Origin of the sequence: Nocardia abscessus NBRC 100374 (genome assembly GCF_000308455.1) — a bacterium.
Classification (GTDB): domain Bacteria; phylum Actinomycetota; class Actinomycetes; order Mycobacteriales; family Mycobacteriaceae; genus Nocardia; species Nocardia abscessus.
Genome location: NZ_BAFP01000080.1, coordinates 144,615 through 171,371, shown reverse-complemented (window position 1 = coordinate 171,371; position 26,757 = coordinate 144,615). Strand labels below are relative to the sequence as shown.

Sequence of the window (26,757 nt, the reverse complement as noted above, 5' to 3'; positions counted from 1 at the left end):
CTATCGACTTCCGCTCGTGCACTGGGCTCGTCTGGCCGAATTCCGCGAATCGGCCGACATCTGATTCGTTGCTGGGATCCGCGTCGCGCGGACGCCCCACTCGCTCGACAGAGTTCGGAACGGTACTCGGCCCCCCGCCGTCCTCAACGGGCCGACTGCCTGTCTGCAGAATCGGGAGATGGTCCTTTCTTTCGAACGGTGAGCCGACCGAATGCGCCATACCCGGCGTGGTCGACTCCGGCGAAACCGGCGCACGCCAGTATTCCGGCTGGACCGGGCGTCGTCCAGACTAAGGCGGCGCCCGCGTCGTCGCCTTCTCACCTGTGGGGAGGTGGCCGCCTCTTCACCGCGCATGCGGAATACGGCGGCCCGCTTGCGATTACGTCATGTGGTCCGCAGCGGCAGGTACTCGGCGCCGACGCATTCGGCGTCGGTGCGGCAGGATTTACCGAACGCGCTGGGCTGCCGCCGTGCAAGCGTCGAGATCCGGGTGCGCCTGCGCCGCACCGAGCGGCCGCGCGTCGCCGCACAACGCCGTCGTCGGAGTACGGCAGGGGCGTTCCGGTAGGTGCCGTTTGCTGGTTGGCCGGTTGCGCGTGCAATATGTGGAGGCTGCACGGTCGCCGGCGGTGCACTGTTCGCCGCACGCGTCTCGTGCCGCGGCAGGGGACCCCGCTGTTCCCGTGGTGGAACCGATCTGTTATCTACTGGCTACGATTGTTTTTTCGACTGCACGCGCTCGGTAACCGTGAAGGGATTATCTCTATGGCACGCAAGGTCGTCGTGACTCTGGTCGATGACTACGACGGCAAGTCTCAGGCCGAGGAAACTGTGTCTTTCGCCGTGGACGGCGTGGCCTACGAGATGGACTTGTCGGCGGACAATGCCGGTCAGTTGCGCGGATTCTTCGATCAGTGGGTTCCTTACGCCCGCAAAGTCGGTCGCACGCGGCGCGGGCGCGGTGGTGTCCTGCGTTCGTCGAACGATCGGGAGCAGGCCACGGTTATCCGGGAATGGGCGCGCAAAAACGGTATCGACGTCTCGGCGCGCGGCCGGATCTCGGCCGAGGTCGTCGAGGCGTACAAAAAGGCGAACGGGTAGTTCCGGGGAGTTCCCGCGCCGCCGCGGCGGCGGCGCGGGCGGCTCGCAGGCGGATTCTTTCCGTGCCGGGCCGCGATAACGGCGGCGGACCGGGGTAAGCGACCACTATGACGGTCATGACAGGCGCCCAGACGCACGAACTGCCCCAGCCCCGCGGCGAGCTGTCCGAGGCGGTAGTGCAGTTGCTGCGCGGCGAACCGGGCGGTTCGGTCCCGGAGCCGGGTCCGGCGGACCCGTACGGCGAGGATCTGCATCTGGCCCTGCACACCTGCTACGAGCTGCACTATCACGGCTTCGCGGCGGTGGACGCGGGATGGGAATGGGACCCGGGCCTGCTCGGTCTGCGCGCCGCGCTGGAGCAGCGGTTCCTGCGGGCGCTGCGTGAGGACGTGCCCGGCGGAGCCGATCTCGACGCCGAACTCGATCAGTTGCTGGTCACCCCCGCCGATCCGGCCGGACTCAGCCGGTTCCTGCGCGACGAGGGCGAATGGTGGCAGATGCGCGAGTACTTCGTGCATCGTTCGATCTACCACCACAAGGAGGCCGACCCCTACGCCTGGGTGATCCCGCGCCTGCGCGGGCAGGCCAAGGCATCGCTGGTGGCGGTGGAGTTCGACGAGTTCGGCGGCGGACGCGGCGAACGCGTGCACGCGCAGCTGTACGCCGATCTGCTGGCCGGTGCCGGGCTGGATCCGGCATACCTGCACTATCTGGACGTGGTTCCCGCGCCGATGCTGGCGCTGGTGAACATGATGTCGCTGTTCGGTCTGCACCGGTCGTGGCGCGGGGCGCTGGTGGGCCATTTCGCGACGGTGGAGATCACTTCGCCGCCCGGAGCCCAGCGCCTGGTGGAGGCGTTGCGGCGTTTGGACGCCGATCCGGCGTGTGTGCTGTTCTATCGCGAGCACGTCGAAGCCGACGCCGTCCACGAGCAGGTGATGCGGACCGGCGTGATCGGCGACCTGCTCCGGCAGGAACCCGGGCTCACCGAGTCGGTGGCGTTCGGCATCCAGGTGACGAACTTGCTCGAGGACCGATTCGCCGATCATGTGCTGGACGCCTGGCGCGCGGGCCGCAGCTCGCTGCGCGAACCCGGGAGCGGCGCGGTCGGCGCGGACGATTAAGCGGCGTTCAGCGGGCTATCCGCGAAAAGTGATGTTGATTCGACCCCCTGGCGTCTATCCGCCGCAGCTGGACACCTGGTTGCTCGTGCGCGCCCTGTCCGAGGCGGGCGTCCCGCGCGGCGGACACGCGCTGGACGTGTGCACCGGCACCGGCGCCTTGGCCGTGGCCGCCGCCCGAACGGGAGCGACGCGGGTGACCGCGGTGGACGTGTCCCGCTCCGCGGTGGTGTCCGCCTGGTTGAACTGCCGGTTGCGCGGTATCGACGCCGAGGTGCTGCGCGGTGATTTCGGTGCGGTGCTCGGCGGGCGCAGCTTCGACCTCGTGCTGGCCAACCCGCCCTATGTCCCCGCTCCCGAGGGCACCGACACCCGCGGTATCGCGCGTGCGTGGGACGCCGGGACCGGCGGCAGGGCGATACTCGACCAGCTGTGCGCGGCGCTGCCCGGCCTTCTCAAACCACGGGGGGTCGCGTTGATCGTGCATTCGGCGCTGTGCGATCCCGATACGACCCTGGACCAGTTGCGCGCGCTGGAGTTGAAGGCCGCCGTCGTGGCACGGGCGACCGTGCCGTTCGGGCCGGTGCTGCGCCGCCGCGCGCGGTGGCTGGAGTCGGCCGGGCTGATCGAGCCCGGCCAGCGTATGGAAGATCTGGTGGTGATCCGTGCCGACCGCATCCGACAATGAACAGTGCCGCCGCGTGACGCTCACCGCCGACGGCCCCGCCCTGATCGAGGGCCCGGTGGAACTGGTCACCGCGGACGGCCGCACCATCCGCTGCGACCGGTTCATGGTGGCGCTGTGCCTGTGCAGGCGCTCGAAGAACTACCCGTTCTGCGACACCAGCCACCGCAAGCATCGCCGTTCGTCGTGACCGGAGCTCACGCGGGCGAATGATCCGAGCGCAGTGCGCGCGCGGTGTCCAGCAGCGACTCGGTCGCGCAGGCCACGGTCTCGGCGACCACGTCCGCCGGGTCGCCGTCGAACCGGCGGTGCCATGCGCGCACGTCGTGCTCGGTGGCGATGGCGAACCAGACCGAGCCCGGCGGTTCGCCGTCCTGCGGATCCGGGCCGCCCGCACCGGTGACCGCCACGGCGACAACCGCTTTCAGCAACTCGCGCACGCCGGTGGCCATCGCTTCGGCCGCGGTCCGGGACACCACGGGCACGTCGGGCACCCCGAGAACGGTGTGTTTGACCTCCGAGCTGTAGGCCACGAGGCCGCCGCGGAACCATTCCGACGAGTTCGACGCCGCCCCCAGTGTGGCCGACAGCCGACCCGAGGTCAGCGATTCGGCGACCGCGACGGTGATCTGCGAGCCCCGCGCCAGTTCGGCCAGCTCGTGTGCGTACTCGTCCGCCTGTGGCATCTGCGTCCTTCCTGCGCTGTCTTCTGCCACCTTACGGCCCGGTACCGGTCCGACCGCACGGCAGCCGGTGGTGTTTCGGCGCCGTGGCGCCGGGAATGTCGGCAACAGACCGGCATCCGAGGCAAGGAGAAAGCGATGACGACCGACGCGATCGTACTGCTGCGCGAGGATCACAAGGCGATCCGGAAATTGTTCCGCGAGTTCGAGAAGGCGGGGGAGGACGCCGTCGAGCGGAAGGGGCAGGTGGTGAACAAGATCATCGAGGCGCTCACCGTGCACACCTATCTGGAGAACGAGTGCATGTATCCGGAGGTGCGCAAACTCGTTCCCGAGCTCGACGAGGACATCCTGGAGTCCTACGAGGAGCATCACGTCGCCGATGTGCTGGTCACCGAGCTGGCGATGATGAAGCCCGGCGACGAGCACTTCACCGCCAAGGCCACCGTGCTGATCGAGAACGTCGACCACCACATCGATGAGGAAGAGAACGACTGGTTCCCGAAGGTGCGAGAGCAGCTGGGGCGCAAGCAACTTCAGGACATCGGAGCCCGGCTGCAAGAACTCAGGAAGAAGGCGCCGACCTCGCCCGCCAAGCCTTCGGCGCTGAAGAAGACGGTCGACGCGGTACTGGCCTGAACGCGGCGACCTCCCGCCGGTGGCCGGCGGGAGGTCGCGGGACCGGGCGCCGCACAATCACCCCGCAGGCGGGTACTGCCGGCTGTCGAGCACCTTGGCCAGGTGGGCGGCGTTCCTGGCCAGCGCCGCGGTCGCCGAGGCCACCGCCTTGGGTACCGAGTCGAGATCCTGGTAGTCGGTACCGCCCATGGCTTGATCGTTCCAGTACGTGCATCCCTGCGCGGGGATGGTGAATCCGATGTCGTTGAGCCCTTGATACAGGTCGGCGACGATCTTGTGCGCGCCGTCCTCGTTGCCGACCACCGCGACGGTGGCCACCTTGCCGACCATCGCGGGCCTGCCCTCGTCGTCGGTTTCGGACAATTCGGCATCCAAGCGTTCCAGCACCCGCTGCGCCACCGAGGACATGTGCCCGACCCATGTGGGTGTCGAGACCAGCAGGATGTCGGCCGCGGCGATCCGTTCGCGAATCGTCGGCCACTGATCGCCGGGGCCCTCGTCGGCGGTGACCCCCGGCAGCACCTCGTAGTCGACCACACGCAGTACCGAGCCCTGCACGTCGTGCTGGGCCAGCTCATCGAGCACCTGGCGGGCGATCAGGTCGCTGCTGGATTCGGCGGGTGACTTCTTCAGCGTGCACACGAGGGCGACGGCGGTCGGTCCGGCCATAGGGGAAACCTCCTGGTTCACAGCGTGTTTCGGTTCAACCTCGAGCCACGACACGGATCGTGCGCAGCTGCGGATCGGTGGCGTCCGGCACGTTCATTCCCGCGTCGAGTCCGGTGCGCAAGTAGTCGACGACCGCCGCGTCGATCCGCTCACCGGGCACGACCACCGGAATGCCCGGCGGGTACGGCGTGAGCTGCTCGGCGGCGACGCGGCCGACGGCGTCCTGGGCGTCCACCGTCTCGACCGGGCCGAAGAACGCGTCGCGCGGCAGCAGCACGGTGTCCAGCTGCAGGTCTTGCGGCGAGGGCAGGTGGATGCGGGCCGGCTGGGGATCGGTCAGCTGGTCGCGCCACGCCGCGACGCCGTCGACCAGGGTGTCGACGGTGTCCTTGTCGTCGGCGAGCGACAGCGTGGCGAGTACGCGGCGGTGGTCGCTGAGGCCCACGTCGAGGCGCCGGTGCTCGCGCAACCAGTCCGCGGCTCGGTAGCCACTGGCCCCGGTGCCGGACACGTCCATGAGTACCTGCAGCCGGTCGAGGTCGTGCGAGGCTTCGGCGCCGAGCAGCTCGTCCTCCAGCACTCGGACGCCGGGGATCTCGCCCAGCTGCCGCCTGGCCTGTTCGGCGACTCGCAGCGCCGCGGCGAGCAATTCGTGTCCCTGCTCGACCATCTGCCTGCGCCAGCCGTCGAGCGCGGCGTAGACCAGGACATTCGGGCTGGTGGTCATCAGCAGGTCGGCGCATTCGCTGAGCCGGATCGGATCGACGAGATCGCCTTGCAGGTGGAACACCGAGCCCTGTTCGAAGCCCGCGCCCATCTTGTGCACGCTGACCACGCAGACGTCCGCGCCCGCGTCCATCGCCCAGGTCGGCAGGTCTTCGTGGAACGGCAGGTGCGCGCCCCACGCCTCGTCGACGATGAGGGGCTTGCCGCGTTCGTGGCACACGTCGGCGATGGCGGAGATGTCCGCGCAGGTGCCGTAGGGGCTCGGGCTCACGATCAGCGCGCCCGCGGCGTCCGGGTACTCCTCCCACGCCTCGCGCACCTGCTGGGGCGAGGGCGGATGCGACAGATGGTGCTCGGCGTCCCATCGAGGCGTGATCCAGTGCGGCTGGACACCGGAGAAGATGAGCCCGGCCACGATCGACTTGTGGCTGTCGCGCGGGACGAGCAGGCCGCCGTCGTGGCCGCCCGCGACCGCCATCATGGCGGCCTTGACCGACAGCGAGCTGCCGCAGGTGGAGAAGAACGCGGATTCCGCGCGCACCGCGTCGGCCATCAGCGCCTCGGCGCGGGTGAGATAGCCGCCGCGCGCGAGCCGGTCGTCAAGGCCGGCGATCGCCAGCACATCGGAGGCGAACGCGTCCCGGCCGATCACGTCCAGGACGCGTTCGTCGGTCCCGCGTCCTTGCCGATGCCCGGGCGGAGTGAAGCCGTACCGGCCCAGCCGGTGATAGTCGGCAAGCGCTTCCAGCAGAGGAGCTCGTGTATGGTCCACGGCTTCCGCCTACCCGGAATCGGCCGCGGCACACGTCCGGCGTGCAGGCAGGTCACGACACGCGGCGAATGCGGGACGCCCTTACCCTGCCGCCGGGTCGAGCAAACGCCGCCGAAGTTTCGGGCGGAGGTCCCCGGGTAGGACCGGGACGTATCGACCCCGACCGGAGGAGCGCCGGATGAAGGCAGTGACCTGGCAAGGACGACGCAAGATCGCCGTGGAGACGGTGCCCGACCCGCGGATCGAGGCGCCGACGGACGCGATCATCGAGGTCACCTCCACCGGCATCTGCGGATCCGACCTGCATCTGTACGAAGTGCTCGGCGCGTACATGAGCAGCGGCGACGTGCTCGGCCACGAACCGATGGGACGGGTGGTCGAGACCGGTTCGGCCGTCACGGACCTGGCCCGCGGCGACCGCGTCGTGATCCCGTTCCAGATCAGCTGCGGCTCCTGCTACATGTGCCGGACCGGCCTGCCCACCCAGTGCGAAACCACCCAGGTCCGCAAATACGGCTGCGGGGCGGCGCTGTTCGGCTATTCCAAGCTCTACGGGCAGGTGCCCGGCGGCCAAGCCGAGTATCTGCGCGTGCCGCATGCGGACTCCACCCACGTCAAAGTGCCGGACGGCCCGCCCGATTCGCGGTTCTTGTACCTGTCCGACGTGCTGCCCACCGCCTGGCAGGCGGTGGAATACGCCGCGGTGCCCGAAGGCGGATCGGTGACCGTGCTCGGCCTCGGCCCGATCGGCGACATGGCCTGCCGGGTCGCGGCTCACCGCGGCTATCGCGTGATCGGCGTCGACCGGGTGCCCGAGCGGCTGGCGCGGGCGGCCGAGCGCGGCGTCGAGGTGATCGACCTGGAATCCGTCGACGAGCCGGTCGGCGACATCATCCGCGGCTGGACCGACGGCCGGGGCACCGACTCGGTCATCGACGCGGTCGGGATGGAGGCCCACGGCTCGCCGATCGCCTCGGTGACGCAGCGCTCGGCGGCGTTCCTGCCGGATGCGGTGGCGCAGAAGGTGATGGACACCGCGGGCATCGATCGGCTCGCGGCGCTGCACTCCGCGATCGACATCGTGCGTCGCGGTGGCACGATCTCGCTGATCGGTGTCTACGGCGGCATGCTCGACCCGCTGCCGATGCGGGTGCTGTTCGACAAGCAGATCCAGGTGCGGATGGGTCAGGCGAACGTCAAACGGTGGGTCGAGGACATCATGCCGCTGCTGCGCGACAGCGACCCGCTGGGCGTGGAGACCTTCGCGACCCACCGCCTGCCGCTGGCCGACGCCGCGCGGGCCTACGCCATGTTCCAGCAGAAAACCGACGGTGCGGTGAAGATCGTCCTCGACCCGACCGCCACGAACTGACCGGCGCAGCGGGTCCGCACCGGACCCAGCCGCGGTCGTCCGCGACCGTGGGCGGTCCGGTTTGCTCTGTCCGCGCCTGGGTAGCTCGCCGAGTATGAGCTTTTTACTACGCGGAGTCGTCTCACCGTGGTGGCTCGAGGCGCCGACCTCCGTCGCGGCGGAGATGGCCCGCGCGAGTGTGGAGAAGGCCGTCGATCTGGGGACCAAAGCGGCGCAGGCGCCGGTGCAGATGGTGGCGGCGGGCGCGCGAGCGGGTGCGTCGCTGCTGAATCTGCGCCGCGACGAGGAGTTGCGCGACGAACTGGCGGCACTGGTCGATCCGCATGCGCTGCGCTCGCGCCGCCGGGTCGCGCTCTACGAGGACCGCGCCACGGTCGAGGTCCGGGGCTTGGACTCCGGCAAGAGCGGCGATGTCACGCAGGCGCTGCACCGAATTCTGGACAAGCGCCGCGACGTGCGCTGGTGGCGGGTCAACGCGGTGACCGGCCGGGTCGTCGCGGCACTCGCGCACGGCGCGGCCGACCTGCCCGCCTTGGTCGCGGCCATCGAGTCCGTCGAGGCCGACACCGCGGTGGGCGACTTGGACTGGAGCCGCGGCTGCGAGCATCCCGGGGATCGGGAACCGCTGCTGGCGGCCGGAATCCAGGTCGCGGGCGACGTGTGCGCGATCGGACTGTCCACGGTGAGCGCGGTGCTCCCGCTGCGCGCGCCCGCCCGGGTCTTGCGCGCGGCGGCCGCCTTCGTCGACACCCAGCCGCGGCTGCGCAAACAGCTCGAGGAACAGCTCGGCCGTACCCGGACCGACCTGGTGCTCACCACCGCGAACGCCATCGGCAACGCCTTGGGCAACAGCGCCGCCGCGGGGACGGCGAACCTCGTGGTCGACGCGGTGCACCGCGGTTTCACCCTGACCGAGTCGCTGACCAGATACGCGCAATGGCGCAATTGGGAGGCCGAGATCGACCGCCGCCCCGCGGAAGTGTGCGAACCGCTGACGCCGCCCACCCGCATCGTGGAGATGCCGCAGGGGCCGATCGAAAGGGTCGCCGACGAAACGGCCGTGGGCGCCCTCGCGGGCGCGGTCACCTCGGTACTGGGCGGCCGCGGCCTTTTCGGCGCGGCCGACGCGTTGGAGCTCGGCGCGCCCAAGGCGGCGCGGGCGAGCCGGGAGGCGTACGGCGCGATCGTCTCGACGGTGCTGGGCCGTGCGGGAGTGTTGACGATCCACCCGCGGGTCTGGCGGCGGCTGGACCGATTGTCGGCGCTGGTCGTCGACGGAGAGTCGCTGCTGACCTCGCGCCGGGTGGTGCTGGAAGCCGAAACGACCGACGAGAGATGGTCGGTCGCCGAGGTGTGGAGCGCGAGCCAGCGCCTGCTGTGGGATCAGGAGACCGCCGCGGGCCCGGAGGGCGGCTCGCGGCCGAACGGCTCGGCCCGGTCATCCGACGGGGCCCGGCGGCTGGTGCACCCCGCGACCGGCAAGGTCGATCAGGGTGGGACGCGCCGCCCGGTATGGCGGGAACTGCACGACAACGGGACATCGGTCGGGCGGGTGCTGGTGGGACGCGAACTCGACCGGCGAGCTCACGCCGTCCTGGGCCGGGCCCGCAGCTCCGGCTTGCGCATCACCCTCGTCGCGGGCGAGGACGCCGCCGAGTTGCGGTCGCTGGCGGACGAATGCGTCTCCCCGTCGCGGTCGCTGAGCAAGCTGGTGCGCACGTTGCAGCAAGACGGTCACGTCGTCGCCGTGCTGAGTCCCCGCGCGCACAGGGCACTGGCGTTCGCCGATGTGGCGATCGGGCTCGCCACCCGGGAGGACAACGCGCTGCAGATGCCCTGGACCGCCGACGCGGTCTGCCGCGACCTCGGGCAAGTGCACCGCGTGCTGGCCGCCGTGGCCCCGGCGCGTCAGGTGAGTGAGCGCGGCCGCTCGCTGGCCCTGTCGGCGGCCGCGCTGGGCGGGCTGCTGCTGGCCGTCGCGCCGGGCAGCGCAGGCAGGGCCTCACCCATGACCGCCGCCCACTACACCGGTCTGCTCAGCGGCGCCTACACCGGATGGCGTTCGGCACGGACGCAACCACCGGTCACGCTCGCCCCGCTGCTGCCCTGGCACGCCCTCGAACCCGACGAGGTGCTGAGCCGGTTGCCCGAGCCCCTCGCGCTGGACGAGCGAGACCAGCCGAGTGCCGCTGCCCGCATCCCCGGGGCGAATGTCATCGCCTCGGCGGCGTCTTTCGCGGGCCAACTGCGCCGCGAACTGGCCGATCCGCTGACCCCGATCCTCGGGGTCGGCGCGGTCGCCACCGCCGTGCTCGGCGCGCCGTCGGACGCGGTACTGCTGTCGTCGGTGCTCGCGGTCAACGCGCTGGTCTCCGCCTGGCAGCGCCAGCGCGCCGAGGACGCGCTGCACCGTTTGTTCGAGCGCGAACAGCTCACCGCCCGGGTGATCGATCGCACCGAACTCGACGCGGGCGAACCGGACGAGCGCCGGGTGCCGGCGAATCTGCTGACGCTCGGCGACGTGATCGTGCTGCGCGCCGGGGACGTGGTCCCCGCCGACGCGCGGCTGCTGCGCGCCGACGACCTCGAGATGGACGAATCCGGGCTCACCGGCGAGTCGATCACCGTCGAGAAGGAGGTTCCCGCCACCCCGGGCGCGTCGGTGGCCGACCGCGCCTGCATGGTCTTCGACGGCAGCACCGTGGTCAACGGCACCGGCCGGGCCATCGTCGTGGCCGTCGGCTCCGACACCCAGGCAGGCCGCGCCGCCGCCGGAGCCATCCCGCCGGAGAAAGGCGGCGTGCAAGCGCAACTGCGCCGCTTGACCGACCGCGCCCTGCCGCTGACCCTGACCGGCGGCGGTGTCGTGACCGGGCTGGGCCTCCTGCGTGGCAGGCCGCTGCGGACCGCGATCGCCGACGGCGTGGCGGTCGCGGTCGCCGCGGTGCCCGAGGGGCTGCCGCTGGTGGCCACCGTCGCTCAGCTCGCCGCAGCCCGCAGGCTCTCCCGGCACGGTGTGCTGGTGCGCGCCAGCCGTACGGTGGAGGCGTTGGGCCGGGTGGACACGTTGTGCTTCGACAAGACCGGCACTCTCACCGAGGGGCGGCTGCGCCTGACCACCCTGGCCGACCTGGACGAGCAGTGGTCCTCGGACGCCGACTCCGAGGACGCTCACCGGCTCCTGCGGGCCGCGGCTCGCGCCTGCCCGGATCCCGCCGAGGGCCCGATCGTGCACGCCACCGACCGTGCGGTGCTGGATGCCGCGGACGAGGTGCTCGGTGACGACGTCCGCCACTGGGACCCGATCGAGGAGATCCCCTTCGAATCCAACCGCGGCTACGCCGCCACGCTCGGGCACACCGCCGACAAGTTGCGGCTGATCGTGAAGGGCGCGCCCGAGGTCGTGCTGTCGCGCTGCACCAAGGTACGGTCGAACGACACCGATCATCCGTTGGACGACCAGGTGCGTGAGCGCGCCGAACGGGCGGTGCGCGACCTCGCCCAGCAGGGCCTGCGGGTGCTGGTGGTGGCCCGCCGCGACCTGCGCGCCGAACCCGACGACGTCGAGGCGGCGGTCGTCGAACTCACCCTGCTCGGGTTCCTCGGACTCGCCGACGCTCCGCGCCCGCAGACATTGCCCCTGGTCACCGCATTGCAGCGGAACGGGATCAGCGTGCGCATGATCACCGGCGACCATCCGGTGACCGCGGCGGCGGTGGCCCGCCAGCTCGGCATCGAGGCGCGGGAGGTGGTGACCGGCGCGGATCTGGACGGTCTCGACGAGACCGCTCAGGCGGAGCTGATCGAACACGGCACGGTCTTCGCCCGCGTCGATCCGGAACAGAAGGTGCGCATCGTCGCGGCGCTGCGCCGCGCCGGTCACGTCGTCGGCATGACCGGCGACGGCAGCAACGACGCGGCCGCGATCCGCACCGCCGACGTCGGAATCGGTTTGGCCGCACAGGGTTCGGTCGCCGCCCGCAACGCCGCCGACATGGTGCTCACCCGGCCCGACCCCCTGGTGCTGCTGCACGCCCTCGTCGAAGGGCGCGGCATGTGGCAGCGGGTCACCGACGCCGTCGGCGTACTGGTCGGCGGCAACGCGGGCGAAGTGGCGTTCACCCTGTACGGCACCGCCGTCAGCGGCCAGGCGCCGCTGGGCACCAGACAGTTCCTGCTGGTGAACATGCTCACCGACATGTTCCCGGCGATGGCGCTGGCACTGTCGCGGGACGGGGACGCGGTCGATCCCGACGACACCGACGATCCGCAGTCCCAGGCGCAGCGGGCGGCCGAACGGCTCGCCGAACTCCCGCGCGCGCACCTGGGCACGGACCTGCTGCGCACCCTCGGCGTCCGCGGCGTCGCCACCGCCACCAGCGCGTCGGTCGCGTGGACCCTCGGCCGCATGACCGGCACGCAGCGCCGCGCCGCCACCATCGGCTTGGTCGCGCTCATCGGCACACAACTCGGCCAGACGCTGGTCTCCGGCTACCGCAGCCCGCTGGTGTGGATCACCACGGCCGCCAGCGGCGCGGTGCTCGGCGCGGTGGTGATGACGCCGGGGCTGTGCACCTATTTCGGTTGCCGCCCGCTGGATCCGGTCGGGTGGGGGATCGCGACCACGTGCTCGGTGACCGCCACCGCGGCTGCGGCGCTGCTTCCCGGGTTGCTGTCCCAGCCGGCCACCCCCTAGGGGCGACGCCTGCGCTGATTGGGGTCCGACCGCCCGGGTACCCGCCTGGCGACGGACCCTGCCACCGGCACATGGACAGGAGGAACCCGATGGCTCAACAGGTCGGCGACTACGTGGTGCAGCGTCTACGGGAATGGGGTGTCGAGCAGGTCTTCGGCTATCCCGGTGACGGGATCAACGGCCTGATCGCCGCTTTCGGCCGCGCGGACGACAAACCTGCGTTCATCCAGGCCCGCCACGAGGAGATGTCGGCGTTCCAGGCCACCGGATACGCCAAGTTCAGCGGCAAGGTGGGCGTGTGCACCGCGACCTCGGGGCCGGGGGCGATCCATCTGCTCAACGGTTTGTACGACGCGAAGCTCGACCACGTCCCGGTGGTGGCGATCGTCGGGCAGACCGCGCGCAGCGCGATGGGCGGCAGCTACCAGCAGGAAGTCGATCTGCAGAGCCTGTTCAAAGACGTCGCGTCGGACTACCTGGTCGAGGTGAACGTGGCAAGCCAGTTGCCCAACGCGCTGGACCGCGCCTTCCGGGTCGCGGCCGCGCGCCGGGCCCCGACCGCGGTGATCCTGCCCTCGGATCTGCAGGAGCAGCAGTACCGGCCACCGCAGCACGCCTTCAAGCAGGTGCCGTCGAGCCCGCCCGGATCGGCCTGGGCGCGAGTGATTCCCGCGCACGAGGACATCCGGCGCGCGGCGGAGGTGCTCGACGCCGGATCGAAGGTCGCGATCCTGATCGGTCAGGGTGCCCGCTCGGCGGCCGAGGAAGTCGTCGAGCTCGCCGAGCGCACCGGCGCGGGCGTAGCGAAGGCGCTGCTGGGCAAGGACGTCCTGCCCGACGATCTGCCTTTCGTCACCGGCGCGATCGGATTGCTCGGCACCAGGCCCAGTTACGAGCTCATGCGTGACTGCGACACGCTGCTGATCGTCGGATCGAACTTCCCCTACAGCCAGTTCCTGCCCGAGTTCGGGCAGGCGCGCGCGGTGCAGATCGACATCGACGGCACCATGATCGGCATGCGGTACCCGACCGAGGTGAACCTGGTCGGTGACGCGAGATCCACCTTGGCCGAACTGATTCCGCTGGTGCGGCGCAAGGACGACCGCGCATGGCGGGAACGGATCGAGAAGAACGTCGCCCGCTGGTGGCAGACCGTCGAACGCCAATGCCTGCTCGACGCCGAACCGGTCAACCCCATGCGGGTGGTCTGGGAGCTGTCCGAGCGCATCCCCGACGACGCCATCGTCACCGCGGATTCCGGGTCCTCCACCAACTGGTACGCCCGCTGCCTGCGCTTGCGCGGACGGATGCGCGGGTCGCTGTCGGGCACACTGGCCACCATGGGCCCCGGGGTGCCCTACGCCATCGGAGCGAAGTTCGCCCACCCGGACCGTCCGGTGATCGCGCTGGTCGGCGACGGCGCCATGCAGATGAACGGCCTCGCCGAACTGCTCACCATCGCCCGCTACCGCCCGCGCTGGAGCGACCCGCGCCTGGTCGTGTGCGTTTTCCACAACAACGACCTCAACCAGGTCACCTGGGAGCTGCGCGCCATGGGCGGCGCCCCGAAATTCGAGGAATCACAAACCCTGCCCGACGTCTCCTATGCCGAGTTCGCGCGTACTGCGGGCCTGACGGGCATCACCGTGCGGACACCCGAGGAACTCGGCCCGGCCTGGGACAGCGCCCTGCACGCCGACGGCCCGGTGGTGCTGGACGTGCACTGCGACCCCGACGTGCCGCCCATTCCGCCGCACGCGACCTGGGACCAGATGAAGGACACCGCCGAAGCCGTGTTGCGTGGCGACCCGGACGCGTGGCACCTCATCGCGCAGGGCGCCAAAACCAAAGTCCAGGAGTTCATTCCGTAGCGACAGAAACGAGTGTGCGATGACCGATCAGGATGTCGTCGAACTGCTGACCGCCCAGCACGAGGAGATCTTCGCGCTGCTGGCGCAACTGAAGGCCGGCAACGGCACCAAGCAGGAGCTGTTCACCGAGCTGGTGCGGTTGCTGGCCGTGCACGAAAGCGCCGAGGAGGAGGTCGTGCATCCGGTCGCCGGACGAGCCCGCTTCGGCGCCGACGCCGACATCGTGCAGCCGCGGCTGGAGGAGGAGAACGCCGCCAAACGCGCCCTGGCGGACCTGTACGACCTCGGGGTGGACCATCCCGATTTCGACACCGAGCTGGCGAAGTTCGCCGACGCGGTAGCCGAGCACGCCGCGCACGAGGAGACCGAAGAGTTCACCCTGCTGCGCGCGCAGTTCTCGACCAGTCAGTTGCGGCGGATGGCGGGCTCGGTGCGCGCCGCCGAGGCCGTGGCGCCCACCCGCCCGCACCCGCACGCGGGGGAGTCCGCGGCCGTGAACCTGCTGGCCGGACCGCCGTTGGCGCTGTTCGACCGGGCCCGCGACGCGGTGCGCGACTGGCGGCGGAACCAGGACATGTGAATCACCCGTAACCCCGAAGCGGAGAAGGAGGAGCCCGGCATGGGGTTTCCCGAGCAGCAGCAAGAAGTTCCCGGTGTCCAGGCCAAGATGACCCCGGTGCCGGACTGTGGCGAGGACAGCTACCGCGGGTCCGGCAAATTGACCGGCAAGGCCGCGGTCGTCACCGGCGCCGACAGCGGCATCGGACGGGCGGTGGCGATCGCCTACGCGCGCGAAGGCGCGGACGTGTTGATCTCCTACCTCGATGAGGACGAGGACGCGAAGCAAGTCGCCGACCTGGTGACCGCGGCGGGCCGCAAAGCGGTGCTCGTGCCGGGCGACCTGTCCGAGGCCGCCCACTGCCGCGCCGTGATCGATCGGGCGGTGCGGGAATTCGGGAAAGTCGACGTGCTGGTGAGCAACGCGGCCTACCAGATGACGCACGATACTTTGGAGGAGATCAGTGACGAGGAATTCGAGCACACCGTCAAACTGAACATCAACGCCTACTTCTACCTGGTGAAAGCGGCGCTGCCGCACATGCCCCCGGGGTCGTCCATCATCGGCAGCTCCTCGGTGAACTCCGACATGCCCTCGCCCACCCTGGCGCCGTACGCGGCGACGAAAGCCGCCATCGCCAACTTCTCCGCCAGCCTCGCGCAATTGCTGGGCGAGCGGGGAATCCGGGTCAACAGCGTCGCGCCCGGGCCGATCTGGACCCCTTTGATCCCTTCCACCATGCCGGTCGAGAAGGTCACCCACTTCGGTGACGACACCCCGTTGGGCCGTGCCGGTCAGCCCGCCGAACTGGCCTCCACTTACGTGCTGTTGGCCTCCGACGACGGTAGCTACATCTCCGGCGCCCGCATCGCGGTCACCGGCGGCCGGCCGATTCTGTGACCTTCCTGGCGCGACCACCCGCACGGTCGGCCGTTCTCTGATCGGCCGGCCGTTTTGCGGGGGCAGGTCACAGCATCGACACCACGATCCCGACCGCCGCGGCGACGAACAGCAGGATCACCACCGCCACGATGAGCATCGCCATGATCCCGGTGACCGGGAAATGGTGTCTGGTGCTCGGCTCCGGCGCCGACAGCCCAGAGGTCTGGGGCGTGTCCGGCGGGGTGGAGCCCGGCGGCACCCCACCGCCCGGCTCCAGGTCAGGCGTTTTCGCCGGATCGGGATCCATCGCGCTCATAGCCGCTCCCTACTCGCCGTCGTTTCCTGGTACCTCGGGTGCGTCGGGCCGCTTGCCGGTCCTCTTGCGATACAGGATCACCGCGCCGACCAGCACCGCGAGTGCGAGAATCACCAACAGTTCCATGGCAGGGGCCTACCCGGTATCCGCGCGCCCAATCGGCGCGCCCGCGCGGCCTGCGGTCACTGTCGGGCGATGACGTAGTGACCGGCGGTCTCCTGGAACGCGACCGCGTCGGCGATCGCCGCGTCGTGCGGGACGGGGCTGCCGGTCGGGACGACGATCAGCTTGTCGTCATCGTCGTAGAGGCGGTGGATGATCCCGACGCACAGTCCGCGCGCCCACGATATCGGCTCGGGCGGTCCGAGATAGTAGCCGTCGAGTTCCTCGCCATCGGGGGCGCGGGTGACCGGAACGTAGCCGTAGTTGAGCAGGTACCGGAAGCCGCACCGCGGGTGACGGCTCCCGTAGGGACGGTCCACGACGAGATCCACTGTCCGGCCGAGGAACAAGCGCGCCAGGCGCAGCGACTCGGAGTCCTCGCACTCCACCAGGTCGGGCATCGTCCCAGGCTACGGCGGCGTCGATCGCACCGGCGCGATCGACGGGTCGGACGGGATCACCGGGGTGATCCGTGCGCGCGGCTCGGGGACGGGCGATCGGGCCGCGCTGCGGTGGCGAGGCGATGCACCCTTCTGCGGGCGATGAGTTCGATGGTGACCGCGACAGCGCAGGACTGCGCCAGCAGCAACCCGGTCAGCACCATGACCTGCACCGCGGCGGCCTGTGCCGCCGAACCGGTCGCGAGCAGAACGCCGACGAAGGCCCCCGGCAGGGTCACCAGCCCCACCGTGCGGGTCTGGTCGACGCCGGGTAGCAGCGCGTCGGCGGCCGTGGGCCGGATGATCTCCAGGCGCGCGTCGCGCTCGCTGAACCCGAGACCGAGCGCGGCTTCGACCTCGCCCCATCGCTGCTCGATCGTGTCCAGCGCGCGCCGCGCCGCGAGCGAGGTCGCCGTCATGGTGCCACCGAGAACGATGCCGCCGATCGGCACCAGCGCCACCCCGGTGAGCGGCACGACGCCGCTGAGCAGCAGCAGCGGCAGCACCGCACCGAGGCCCGCGCCCAGCGCCGAGGTCAACCACAGCGCCGAGCGCCCCGCGTGGGCGCGCCGCGCCGCGGTCGCCGCCGCCGCGCCGAACATCACCGCCAGCACCAGAAAAGACGACCACAGCTGCGCCAGCGCGGCGGTCAGGATCAGCGCCACCGCCGCGAGCTGGGCCGCGCCCCGCACGGCCGCGCGCGGCGCCACCGACACCCGCCCCAGCCCGGCCACCCGATACACCGCCGCCGCGCCCACGACCATGACCGTGCACAGCACCACCAACCCCGCCCCGGGTGTTATGGCCGTAGTCATCCGAGCACTCTCTCACGCCCTGACACATGCCTGTGCTCACCCGGGTCCGGCCGCGCGACCGGAATCCCTCGTCCGCATCGGTCGGAAACGACCGGGCAATTCGCGCACGACGGGGGCATTGCGTGTGGGCGCGGGCTGGAGGAAGGTGAGTTATGTCCGGTGGCGCCACCGGGGCGCCACCCTGACCAGGTGGGAGGTGGCCCGTGTACGCACGTTCCAGCACAATTGCGGCCCAGGCGTCGTCGATCGACGACGGGACCGCATACCTCCGTGATGAAGTGATGCCGAATCTGTCCGAGATCCAGGGGTGGGTCGGAATGTCCTTGATGACCGACCGGTCGACCGGACGCTGCATCGCCACGACGTCGTGGGAGACCGAGCAGGCACTGCACGCCAGCAGAGGCCGGGTTCAGCAGCTGCGCGAGGGCCTGGCCCGGCAGCTCGGCGGCCGGGTGGACCGGGTCGAGGAATGGGAGATCGCGGTGATGCATCGTGATCATCCGTCCGGCGACAATGCCTGCACCCGGTGCACGTGGGTGCAGGTCGATCCGAGCCAGCTCGACCGGCTGGCCGAAACGTTCAAGATGGAAGTGCTGCCGCAGACGGAGATGCTCGACGGGTTCTGCAGCGCAAGCCTGTTGATCGACCGGGAAAGCGGCCGCGCGGTGGGCGCGACCGTATGGGAATCCCGGACGGCGATGGACGGCAGTCGCGAGCAGACCAATCGGATCAGGGCACAGGCCACCCAACGGGTGGGTGCCAACGTGCTCGAAGTAGGAGAGTTCGACCTGTCGTTCGCGCACCTGCGCGTTCCCGAGATGGCGTGAGAGCACGCCACACCCGGCCGGAAGACGGGCTTCCGGCCGGATGCCTCGGTGCCACGGCCCGAGCGGTTCGGCCCGGGTACGGACGTCGATTACCCGAGAGGTAATCGCCCTGCCGTACGGCTGTTCGTAGGATCGGGGCGTGACTACCCCAACGGCCGGTGACCTGCTGCGGCACTGGCGTCTGGAACGCAGACTGAGCCAACTGGAGCTGGCCGGGCGGGCCGATACCTCGGCGCGGCACCTGAGCTTCATCGAGACCGGACGAGCCACACCGAGCCGGACCATGATCGTGCACCTGTCCGAGCATCTGGAGATCCCGTTGCGCGAACGCAACCGCCTGCTGCTGGCCGCGGGCTACGCCCCCGCCTACGCGCAACCCGGCCTGGACACTCCCGCCATGGACGCCGTCCGCGGGGCCATGCGCCAGATCCTCGCCGGGCACGCGCCCTACCCGGCGCTGGCCATCGACCAGAACTGGACGATGATCGACGCCAACAGCGGTGTGGCCGTGCTCATCGCGGGCATCGACCCGGAGCTGACGAGACCGCCGGTGAACGCGCTGCGGCTGAGCTTGCACCCCGACGGCATGGCAGGCCGCATCCGCAACCTCGCCGAGTGGCGCGGCCACATCTTCGCCCGCCTGGCGCGCCAGGCCGAGGTGACCGGATCCCGGGAACTGGCCGACCTGCTAGAAGAGCTGCGGTCCTACCCGGGAGGGGAAGTGGACCCGGCGGTTCCCGAACCCGACCAGGCGGTCGTCCCGCTGCGGATCGAACACGACGGCGACGAGCTGTCGCTGCTCAGCGTCACGACGGTATTCGGCACCCCGATGAACGTCACCGTCGCCGAACTGGCCATCGAGTCGTTCTTTCCCGCCGACGAGGACACCATGAAGCGGCTCACCGCGGGCGCCCGGTGAACCGCGCCGCCCAGCTGTCCGCACTGCTCGACCTGCCCGTGCGCGCCGTCACCGATCTCGGCGCGCGCCATGCGTGGACGCTGCACCGCGCCGAATTGGCCGACGCCCGCACCGTGTTCGTGAAGGCCTCGGCCACGCCGACGTCCGTCTTCACGGCCGAAGCGGCGGGCCTGGCCTGGCTGCGAAGCACGGAAACCGGCACGCGCGGTGACGGCGCCTGCGCTTTGCTGCCGCAGGTGCTCGCCGCCGACGACCGGATGCTGGTGCTGCCCTGGCTGGAGGAAACCGCACCCACACCCGCTGCCGCCGAGCGACTCGGCCGCGAACTCGCCGCGCTGCACGCCGGTGGCTCCGCCCGGTTCGGTGCGCCGTGGGAAGGCTGGATCGCGAGCCTGCCGCTGCCCAACACCCCGATGGACGGACCATGGTCGCAGTGGTACGCCGAGCATCGTCTCGCGCCCTATCTTCCTTCTGCCGCCGCGCATCTCGGCGCCGACGGAACCCGCCTGGTCGAGCGCGTCATCGACCGCATCGATGACCTGGCCGGGCCCGCCGAACCCCCGGCCCGCATCCACGGCGACCTGTGGTCGGGCAACGTCCTGTGGACCGGGCAGCGGGCGATGCTCATCGATCCTGCCGCGCACGCGGGCCACCGCGAGACCGACCTGGCCATGCTCGCCCTCTTCGGCGCCCCGCACCTGGACCGCATCCGCGCGGCCTACCACGAGACCCATCCGCTCGCCGACGGCTGGCGCACCCGCACGCCGCTGCACCAGTTGCATCCGCTGCTGGTGCACCTCGTGCTGTTCGGCGCGGGCTACCGCGCGCAGACCCTCGTCGCGGCAGGCTCGGCGCTGGCGTCCTGACCGGACCTGCCTGTCACCCGTTGACCCGCGCGATGACCTTGTCCGCGAAGCGGGACAGGTTGGCGATCTTCGTCTCCAGCGGCTCGGTGTCCTGCTCGGTGGTGTAGGGCAGCCGGAACCCGACGATCACGTCGGTGACGCCTTTGTCCTCGAGGCGCTTGACGCCGTCCACGGTGAAGCCGTCCAGCGAGATGACGTGCACCTCGAAGTCCTTGCGGGTGCCGTACTCCGCGCGCAGGGCGTCCAGTTCGGCCAGCAGCCGGTCGAGGTCGGCGCCGTCGCCACCGGCGTGCATCCACCCGTCGCCGCGCTGGGCGGCCCGGCGCAACGCGGGCTTGCTGTGGCCGCCGATCAGGATCGGCACCGGTTCGGTCGGCACCGGGCTGATCTTGATCGGCGGAATGTCGTAGAACTGCCCGTGGTATTCGAAGTATCCGCCCGCCGAGAGCCCGCGCACGATATCGATGCATTCGTCCATCCGCGCACCACGCTTGTCGAACGGCACCCCCATGATCTCGAAATCGTCCGGCCACGGGCTGATGCCGACGCCGAGCCCGAACCGGTTGCCGCTCAGCGCCGCCACCGAGGCGGCCTGTTTGGCCACCAGCACCGGAGGCCGGATCGGCAGCTTCAGCACGAACGGGGTGAAACGCAGGGTGGTGGTGACCGCCGCCATCGCCGCACTGAGCACGAACGCCTCGATGAACGGCTTGTCCTCCAAGAACTCCCGGTTACCGTCGGGGGTGTAGGGATACTTCGCGTCGGATTCCTTCGGATACGCCACGCTGTCGGCGACCGCCATGGAGGTGTAGCCGGCCTCCTCGGCGGCCTTGGCGAGAGCGAGATAGTACGACGGATCGGTCATCGTCTCGGCGTAGGTGAAGCGCATAGTGCTCGCCTTCCTGGCGCGTCGTGCGCGCCGCGCGGGTCCCGGCGCCGGTGCCCGCGGACCGGGCCGTCGCCGAGAAGTGAGGGGAACTGACGCAAGCGGATCCGAGCGGCCTCGATGGTGTCGAGGCCGGCCGGAAGGTCACCGCCTACTGCCATGGGTTGGTGAAGCCTTCCGGAATCAAGTGGTCGAACATGGCCTTCATCTCTCGCGACAGCCGCATCAGTTCGATGTGCGACCCGATCGGCCCGCCGTCGAGGTAGGCGAACTCCATCCCGACGCCTTCGAACCTGCCGCGCGCGACGATGTCGATACCTGCCGCGGCGGTCTCGGCGAGCGCGGCGTCGTAGTCGGCGGGTACCCAGGCGGCGTGATGCAGCCCGGGGCCGAGACGGTCGAGATGCTCGGCGTACAGGCTCGACCCGCCACGTGGCTCGATCAATTCCAGCTGCTGGCCGCCCGCGTAGCCGAGCGCCACACTGATCGTGTAATCGGCCGGTACGCCCCGCAGTTCGGCGGCCTCGGGCCCGAAGTGGACATCCGGGATGGTGAACCACTCGCCGACCCCGTACCGGGTGGTGAACGTCTCGCACGCCGCGGTCAGATCTTCCACCACCCAGCACAGTTGAAAGATCGGCCCGCCGGCGATCATCGGCGTCCTTCGACGCGGCCCATCAGGCTCGGACACCACCGGTAGGCGGCGACCACCGCCTTGTTGTAGTGGGGAAACACGATGTACGGCTTGTTCTTCCGCATCCCGCGCAGGATGTGCGCCGCGGCCCGCTCCGAACTGATCATCCCGATCGGCATCCGGCGCACGGGTCCGCGAAAGGAGTACCCGGGCAGGTCGATACCGGAATCGACGATGTCGGTGGCGACCCCTCCCGGCACCGCCACGCTCACCCTGACCCCCGCCGCGGCCGCTTCGACCCGCAGCGCGGTGCTCAGTCCGACCACCGCGTGCTCGGTCATCGCGTAGGCGGCCGAGGGCGACACCGGTGTCAGTCCCGCGATGGACGCCATGTTGACGATATGACCGTATCCCTGCGTCCGCATCAGCGGGTAGGCGTGGCGCGTCCCGTGCACCACACCCCAGAGGTTCACGTCCACGATCCGCTGCCACTGCGGCAACGGCATGTGCTCGACGGTGCCGCCGAGGCGGATACCGGCGTTGTTGACCAGGAAGTCGATGCGTCCGAACTCGGCGACGGCGCTGTGGATGAGGCGGCGCACCTGCTCGTCGTCGGAGACGTCGATGACCTGTGTGTGGATCGCGGTATCGGCGGCCAGGCCCACCAGACCGGCGGCATCGGTGTCGGCGGCCACGACCGCGACGCCCCGCGCGGCCAGCAGGCGGCACAACGCGGCGCCGAGACCGGACGCGGCACCGGTGACCACCGCCACATTATCCACGACGTTTAATTAAGCATCTGTGTTTAACATCGTCAATACTCGTGTTTAGTACAGTGCGGGTATGCCGAGCGCCGCTTCGCGCACCGCCTTGCTCGACGCCGGGGAACGCCTCATCGCCGAACGCGGCGTCGACGTGCCGCTGCGCGACATCGCCGCCGCGGCCGGCCAACGCAACAACTCCGCCGTGCACTATTACTTCGACTCGCGCACCGGGCTGATCGAGGCCATCGTCGAGCGGCGGATGAACTGGCTCGAACACCGGCGCATGCAGTTGCTGGCCGCCCACGAGACCGCAGGCGTCCCCAACGACCTGCCCACCCTCGTCGCCATGCTCGCCACGCCGATCCTGGAACTGCTCGGCCACGACGGAGTGACCCATCTGGGGCGGTTCCTGGAAGTCGTGCGCACTCATCCCGTGGTCGCCGATGCCCGCCGCCTCGCCGGAGCCGACCGAGCAGCGGTCCGGATCATCGCCACCCGGCTCGACACCGCGCTCGGCCTGCCGGGACGTCTGCGCAGGCAGCGCCTGGAAACCATGACCACCGTCATGCTCGCGCTGATCGCCGACTACGAGCGCACCCTCGAATCGGGCGTCCGCACCGCCCACCCCGGGGACGACGCGGAGATCGTGGACATGATCGTCGCCATGCTCACCGTGCCCGTCCGCGAGCACACAGCCTCCGCGCCGGGACACTGAAACCCGGCATGGCGCCCCGTCGTGCCGCGGCATCGCACGGCCGCCCGTGGCCGGCGACGCAGCGCCGCGGCGGATCCTCACCCCAGCGTCCGCGGCCACCCGGAACCGTATCCCGGCGCGGTGAGCGGCCGATTGCCTCGAGGAGAGGCGGTCTCCGGGAATCTGCGGTGGATCCGATCGATGTAGCGACGCACAGCGCACAATTCGGTGTGCAGCTCGTGCCGTGCGGCGGCGTCGCCGCGATAGGCGAATCCGAGTTCGCGCGCCAGCGTCTGGGCGCGGACGGTCAGCAACTCCAAGAAGACCCGGGCCTGGGCGAGGTCGGCGTCTTGTTCCATGCGGTGGGCCGATCTGTCGTTCGATTCGTTGTCGGTCGCCCAGTGCTCCCCGTGCCGCGGTCCTCGGCCGATCGAAGCAAACATGATGCTAGCCGAGCCGCGGCCCCACAGGTGCCGAAATGGGACTGTCCCTTGGCTATCGGCCGGCGACCGGGCGACCAGCGGCACGAACCGGGGCGGCGCGACGCTCCAGCGACTCGACCACCGCCGACGCGTATCGTGATCGTATGAGCGTCATCGGGGAGCTGTTTCCGGGCAAGAAGCTGACCCATGAGGGCAGCGAGGACAGCGACGGGCAACCCCACACGCCGCAGTTCGACATCGACCTCGACACCGGAGTGGTACGAGTGCTGCGAGCGGACCGCCCCACAGCAGAGGAACGCGCCGGCGACCGGCCGCAGCCGACATAGGGCCGCGCACCTCGGCGTTCGGACACGGCCGGCGTGCCCCGCTATTCGACTCGGGCAGAAAACATCTCGCTGATCGCAACCCATGACGGCGCCGGCACGCGCCGGTAGCGTCGCCGCAATGGGCCATGCTGGAAGGCGGCGGCGACCGCTGAAGACCGTCACGGGCGTCAGCGGTGCGGTGAGCGTCTACGCCGCGGCCATCGATCCGGCCGCCACCACGGTCGCGTCATCGATCGAGGTCGCGAAAATCGCCGAACGGCACAAGTTCGACGCCCTCTTCGCCGCCGACCTGCTGAGCTTCGGCGCGCAAGGCGCGATCGGCGCGCAGGAACCCTTGATCTTCCTCTCCGCACTCAGCGCCGTGACCTCGCACGTCGGGCTGATCGCCACGGTGACCACCACCTTCCACCACCCCTACAACCTCGCGCGCCTGTTCGGCACACTCGACCACATCAGCAACGGGCGCGCGGCCTGGAACGCGGTGACCTCCTCGGTAGGGGAGGAGAACTACGGCGAACAGGAACTGCCGAGCCCCGAAGAGCGCTACGCACGCGCCACCGAATCCCTCGAAGTGGTCAACGCCCTGTTCGACAGCTGGCAGCCGGGCGCTCTGACCTCCGACGGGCGCGGCGGCGCGATCCTGGATGCCGGCAGGGTCCGCCCGATCGACTACGCGGGGCAGTACTTCACCGTGCGCGGGCCACTGAACATCCCGCCGCTGCCGCAGCGCAGGCCGGTCCAGTTCCAGGCCGGGCAGTCGGCCGGCGGCATCGAATTGGGCGCGCGGTTCGCCGAGGTCGTGTTCACCTCGCTGCCCACCCTGGAGGACGCGGTCACCTACACCAAGCGCATCCGCGCCCGCGCCGGGGAACTCGGCCGCGCCGAGGGCCTGCCCTTGATCATGAGCTCGTTCCACGCCATCTACGGCGCGACCGAAGCCGAGGCCCGGCGCCTGGCGCGGGAACAAGCGGAGGCGACCGACTTCGAGGCGGGCCGCGCCGCCCTGGCCGACATGCTCGGCGGCGGCGTCGACCTGTCCGGGCTGCCGCTGGACAAGCCGCTACCGCAGACCCTGCTTCCCGACGTGACCGCGGTACACCGCAGGCGTGGGCGCGTGGAGATCTTCAGCAACTTCGCACGGTCGGGAAAGACGCTGCGCGAACTGATCATCGCCGCCAAGGACACCGGCCACTGGGCCGCCGTCGGAACTCCCGAACAGCTCGCCGACGCCATCGAAGAACGCTACGACGCGGGCGTTCTGGATGTGATCTCCCTCGGCGGGCTAGCCGAGGACCGCACCCGTGACTTCGTCGTCAACGGGCTGCTGCCGGAACTGCGCCGCCGCGGAATCGTCGGTTCCGACTACCTCGGCGCCACCTTCCGCGACAACCTCGAACTACCCCCGCTACCGAGCTGACCGGGACCACTGCGTGCGCATCCTGAAAACCTATGCCAGAGCCTTCGTCGCCGACCTGGACACCGCCCTGCCGATCTACGAACGGCTGGTCGGCGCACCGGCGGATCTGCGTTTCGGCTTCGAGAACGCCGAACTCGCCGCCGTCGGGGACTTCCTGCTCATCGCGGGCAAGCCGGAAGACGTCGAGAACTACCGGAGCACCGTCGGCCCGATCATCGTCGACGATCTCGACGCACTCCTGAGGACGGTGACCGACTACGGCGCCGAACTCATCGCCGGACCGTTCACCAGCGCCACCGGAACGTTCGTGTACGTCCGTCACGCCGACGGGGCACAGCTGGAATACGTCCAGTGGTCAGCCGAAACACGTGCGCGCGTGCGCGGGCTGGACGAACCACCCGAACGCTAGCGGGTGAGAACCGGCGTCTTGAAAGGGGCAGCGGTGGTGTCGTGCTGTGGTGGATTCGTGTTGCGCACCCACGTGATGTTGGCGACCAGATCGTCGTCGAAGACGAGTTCGTCCCACAGCACCTGGTCGGCCTCCGGCGCCGGGCGCTCCGCCGGGCGCGGTGCCTCGGCGGCCGCCGCCGGAGCCTGCTGCTGCTCCGCGGGCAGCGGCGTCACGAGCCACGACAGCGCTCGCATCGGACTGAGACCGTAGCGGCGACTGCCTTGCGCGACGGCGACCACCGCGGCCGCGGCGGTCATCACGCCGACGGCCAACGCCACGGGCGTCAGTCCGGCTCCGGCCATCCGGCGCTCACCCGACCCGGCCGTCGCCGCCTCGTCGAGCACCCGGTGCAGCAACCCCGCACCGAAACCTTCGCCCTGGTCGATCAGGACCCGCAATTCCGGCGCCCTGGCATCCAGGTACAGCAGCGCGCACAGCACCAGAATCGCCGCGGCCACACTGGAGCCCATCACCAGATGGGCCAGCGCGCGGGAACGCGACCGCGCCTGCGCCAGCACGGCGAACACGGTGACCACCATCGCGGCGGCGGCCAGCAGACCCCAGGCGCCGCTGATGTTCACATCACGGAACTTCGACACCGAAAACTCGTCGAAACCCTCGGTGAAACCCGTGATCCGGCCGAACGCGTCCGAGCGCGCCTCGCCACCCGAGCCCGACGCCGAGAGCCACGGCTGGAACAGCAGGACGAACGCGGCGACGCTCGTGGCCGCGGCGTACAGAAAGCCCCAGTCCAACCCCCGTGGTGGTGTCGCGCCGCGTACCGGGTGATCGGAGCCGCCGCTCCCACGGTGTCGCGCTTCGGTTGCCTGCCAGGGGGTGTTTTGTACCATTGCTCCGGTTTCGCCGGTGCCGCGTGAAATTCGCTGCCGCCCAACGCAATAACAGTGAAATTGCCCCAGGGGTCGAAATCGCGACACATGAATGAGGTGAAATTCGATACGGGCGTCATCGACCATCGACGAAAATCACCGTATGCACCTCCGCGACCGTGGGCAAGCGT

The 26,757-nt window shown here is 70.1% G+C and carries 28 protein-coding genes; 17 read left to right on the top strand and 11 right to left on the bottom strand.

The features are described 5' to 3' along the window. Window positions 1-765: 765 nt before the first annotated feature. From ON19_RS15805 to ON19_RS15790, 4 genes are all read left to right on the top strand, one after another. Entirely contained in the window at window positions 766-1,101 is a 336-nt protein-coding gene (locus ON19_RS15805) for a histone-like nucleoid-structuring protein Lsr2 (RefSeq protein ID WP_043692262.1), read from the top strand. Window positions 1,102-1,208: 107 nt separating this feature from the next. After that, window positions 1,209-2,225, top strand: a complete 1,017-nt coding sequence (locus tag ON19_RS15800) for an iron-containing redox enzyme family protein (protein ID WP_043692259.1) — start codon at window positions 1,209-1,211, stop codon at window positions 2,223-2,225. Between the two features lie 31 nt (window positions 2,226-2,256). Next, window positions 2,257-2,910, top strand: coding sequence for a HemK2/MTQ2 family protein methyltransferase (locus ON19_RS15795; protein ID WP_043692257.1), 654 nt, complete (start codon window positions 2,257-2,259; stop codon window positions 2,908-2,910). Window positions 2,911-2,923: 13 nt separating this feature from the next. After that, the gene (locus ON19_RS15790) at window positions 2,924-3,097 is read left to right on the top strand and encodes a CDGSH iron-sulfur domain-containing protein (RefSeq protein WP_043692254.1); all 174 of its coding nucleotides are present in this window, start codon (window positions 2,924-2,926) and stop codon (window positions 3,095-3,097) included. A 7-nt stretch (window positions 3,098-3,104) separates the two neighbouring features. On the opposite strand, the gene ON19_RS15785 is transcribed toward ON19_RS15790, so the two are convergent. After that, complete coding sequence (locus ON19_RS15785; RefSeq protein ID WP_043692251.1) at window positions 3,105-3,593, bottom strand: CinA family protein; 489 nt, start codon at window positions 3,591-3,593, stop codon at window positions 3,105-3,107. Between the two features lie 135 nt (window positions 3,594-3,728). Here ON19_RS15785 and ON19_RS15780 point away from each other — a divergent pair, with 135 nt between their 5' ends. Then, window positions 3,729-4,229: a hemerythrin domain-containing protein gene (locus ON19_RS15780; RefSeq protein ID WP_043692248.1), complete on the top strand. Its 501-nt coding sequence runs from the start codon at window positions 3,729-3,731 to the stop codon at window positions 4,227-4,229. A gap of 57 nt (window positions 4,230-4,286) precedes the next feature. Here the strand turns inward: ON19_RS15780 and ON19_RS15775 are convergent, their stop codons facing one another. Further along, entirely contained in the window at window positions 4,287-4,898 is a 612-nt protein-coding gene (locus tag ON19_RS15775; RefSeq protein ID WP_043692245.1) for a flavodoxin family protein, read from the bottom strand. A gap of 34 nt (window positions 4,899-4,932) precedes the next feature. Next, on the bottom strand, window positions 4,933-6,396 hold the full coding sequence (locus ON19_RS15770) for an aminotransferase class I/II-fold pyridoxal phosphate-dependent enzyme (RefSeq protein ID WP_043692242.1): 1,464 nt from the start codon (window positions 6,394-6,396) through the stop codon (window positions 4,933-4,935). Between the two features lie 178 nt (window positions 6,397-6,574). On the opposite strand from ON19_RS15770, the gene ON19_RS15765 reads away from it, so the two are divergent. The 5 genes from ON19_RS15765 (at window position 6,575) to ON19_RS15745 (ending at window position 15,794) form a co-directional block, all read left to right on the top strand. Then, the gene (locus ON19_RS15765) at window positions 6,575-7,768 is read left to right on the top strand and encodes a zinc-dependent alcohol dehydrogenase (protein ID WP_043692239.1); all 1,194 of its coding nucleotides are present in this window, start codon (window positions 6,575-6,577) and stop codon (window positions 7,766-7,768) included. Window positions 7,769-7,862: 94 nt separating this feature from the next. Beyond that, window positions 7,863-12,464 (top strand): cation-translocating P-type ATPase, encoded by a 4,602-nt coding sequence (locus ON19_RS15760; protein ID WP_086006647.1) that lies wholly within the window; start codon window positions 7,863-7,865, stop codon window positions 12,462-12,464. A gap of 89 nt (window positions 12,465-12,553) precedes the next feature. Then, window positions 12,554-14,335, top strand: coding sequence for a thiamine pyrophosphate-requiring protein (locus ON19_RS15755; protein WP_043692237.1), 1,782 nt, complete (start codon window positions 12,554-12,556; stop codon window positions 14,333-14,335). 19 nt (window positions 14,336-14,354) lie between these two features. Next, window positions 14,355-14,915 carry a hemerythrin domain-containing protein gene (locus tag ON19_RS15750; RefSeq protein WP_043692234.1) on the top strand — a complete coding sequence of 187 codons (561 nt, stop codon included), beginning with the start codon at window positions 14,355-14,357 and terminating at the stop codon, window positions 14,913-14,915. A gap of 39 nt (window positions 14,916-14,954) precedes the next feature. Then, window positions 14,955-15,794, top strand: a complete 840-nt coding sequence (locus ON19_RS15745) for an SDR family oxidoreductase (RefSeq protein WP_043692232.1) — start codon at window positions 14,955-14,957, stop codon at window positions 15,792-15,794. Window positions 15,795-15,861: 67 nt separating this feature from the next. On the opposite strand, the gene ON19_RS15740 is transcribed toward ON19_RS15745, so the two are convergent. The 3 genes from ON19_RS15740 to ON19_RS15730 all read right to left on the bottom strand — a co-directional run bounded on the left by ON19_RS15740 (window position 15,862) and on the right by ON19_RS15730 (window position 17,509). Beyond that, window positions 15,862-16,092, bottom strand: a complete 231-nt coding sequence (locus tag ON19_RS15740; RefSeq protein ID WP_043692229.1) for a DUF6480 family protein — start codon at window positions 16,090-16,092, stop codon at window positions 15,862-15,864. 182 nt (window positions 16,093-16,274) lie between these two features. Beyond that, a complete protein-coding gene (locus ON19_RS15735; protein ID WP_051168928.1) occupies window positions 16,275-16,655 on the bottom strand; it encodes an inorganic diphosphatase in 381 nt (126 codons plus the stop codon). 56 nt (window positions 16,656-16,711) lie between these two features. Further along, entirely contained in the window at window positions 16,712-17,509 is a 798-nt protein-coding gene (locus ON19_RS15730; RefSeq protein WP_051168927.1) for an ABC transporter permease, read from the bottom strand. A gap of 203 nt (window positions 17,510-17,712) precedes the next feature. On the opposite strand from ON19_RS15730, the gene ON19_RS15725 reads away from it, so the two are divergent. The 3 genes from ON19_RS15725 to ON19_RS15715 all read left to right on the top strand — a co-directional run bounded on the left by ON19_RS15725 (window position 17,713) and on the right by ON19_RS15715 (window position 20,121). After that, window positions 17,713-18,336, top strand: coding sequence for a hypothetical protein (locus tag ON19_RS15725; protein WP_043692226.1), 624 nt, complete (start codon window positions 17,713-17,715; stop codon window positions 18,334-18,336). Window positions 18,337-18,475: 139 nt separating this feature from the next. Then, window positions 18,476-19,255 (top strand): helix-turn-helix domain-containing protein, encoded by a 780-nt coding sequence (locus ON19_RS15720; RefSeq protein ID WP_043692223.1) that lies wholly within the window; start codon window positions 18,476-18,478, stop codon window positions 19,253-19,255. Then, window positions 19,252-20,121 carry a fructosamine kinase family protein gene (locus ON19_RS15715; RefSeq protein WP_051168926.1) on the top strand — a complete coding sequence of 290 codons (870 nt, stop codon included), beginning with the start codon at window positions 19,252-19,254 and terminating at the stop codon, window positions 20,119-20,121. Before ON19_RS15720 ends, ON19_RS15715 begins: the two co-directional genes overlap by 4 nt. 13 nt (window positions 20,122-20,134) lie before the next feature. Here the strand turns inward: ON19_RS15715 and ON19_RS15710 are convergent, their stop codons facing one another. From ON19_RS15710 to ON19_RS15700, 3 genes are all read right to left on the bottom strand, one after another. Continuing rightward, window positions 20,135-21,010: a TIGR03619 family F420-dependent LLM class oxidoreductase gene (locus ON19_RS15710; RefSeq protein WP_043692220.1), complete on the bottom strand. Its 876-nt coding sequence runs from the start codon at window positions 21,008-21,010 to the stop codon at window positions 20,135-20,137. Window positions 21,011-21,158: 148 nt separating this feature from the next. Next, on the bottom strand, window positions 21,159-21,662 hold the full coding sequence (locus ON19_RS15705; RefSeq protein WP_043692217.1) for a VOC family protein: 504 nt from the start codon (window positions 21,660-21,662) through the stop codon (window positions 21,159-21,161). After that, window positions 21,659-22,408: an SDR family NAD(P)-dependent oxidoreductase gene (locus ON19_RS15700; protein ID WP_157229725.1), complete on the bottom strand. Its 750-nt coding sequence runs from the start codon at window positions 22,406-22,408 to the stop codon at window positions 21,659-21,661. Before ON19_RS15700 ends, ON19_RS15705 begins: the two co-directional genes overlap by 4 nt. Before the next feature lie 76 nt (window positions 22,409-22,484). Here ON19_RS15700 and ON19_RS38965 point away from each other — a divergent pair, with 76 nt between their 5' ends. Next, complete coding sequence (locus ON19_RS38965) at window positions 22,485-23,120, top strand: TetR/AcrR family transcriptional regulator (RefSeq protein ID WP_051168925.1); 636 nt, start codon at window positions 22,485-22,487, stop codon at window positions 23,118-23,120. 77 nt (window positions 23,121-23,197) lie between these two features. On the opposite strand, the gene ON19_RS15690 is transcribed toward ON19_RS38965, so the two are convergent. Then, window positions 23,198-23,458, bottom strand: coding sequence for a hypothetical protein (locus tag ON19_RS15690; protein WP_157229724.1), 261 nt, complete (start codon window positions 23,456-23,458; stop codon window positions 23,198-23,200). A gap of 227 nt (window positions 23,459-23,685) precedes the next feature. Between ON19_RS15690 and ON19_RS15685 the strand changes: the two genes are divergently transcribed. The 3 genes from ON19_RS15685 (at window position 23,686) to ON19_RS15675 (ending at window position 25,694) form a co-directional block, all read left to right on the top strand. Further along, window positions 23,686-23,868 (top strand): hypothetical protein, encoded by a 183-nt coding sequence (locus ON19_RS15685; protein WP_043692208.1) that lies wholly within the window; start codon window positions 23,686-23,688, stop codon window positions 23,866-23,868. Between the two features lie 118 nt (window positions 23,869-23,986). Then, window positions 23,987-25,285: an NtaA/DmoA family FMN-dependent monooxygenase gene (locus ON19_RS15680; protein ID WP_043692405.1), complete on the top strand. Its 1,299-nt coding sequence runs from the start codon at window positions 23,987-23,989 to the stop codon at window positions 25,283-25,285. Window positions 25,286-25,298: 13 nt separating this feature from the next. Further along, window positions 25,299-25,694, top strand: a complete 396-nt coding sequence (locus ON19_RS15675; protein ID WP_043692205.1) for a VOC family protein — start codon at window positions 25,299-25,301, stop codon at window positions 25,692-25,694. On the opposite strand, the gene ON19_RS15670 is transcribed toward ON19_RS15675, so the two are convergent. Next, window positions 25,691-26,491, bottom strand: coding sequence for a hypothetical protein (locus ON19_RS15670; protein WP_043692200.1), 801 nt, complete (start codon window positions 26,489-26,491; stop codon window positions 25,691-25,693). The genes ON19_RS15675 and ON19_RS15670 overlap by 4 nt on opposite strands. Between the last annotated feature and the right edge of the window lie 266 nt (window positions 26,492-26,757).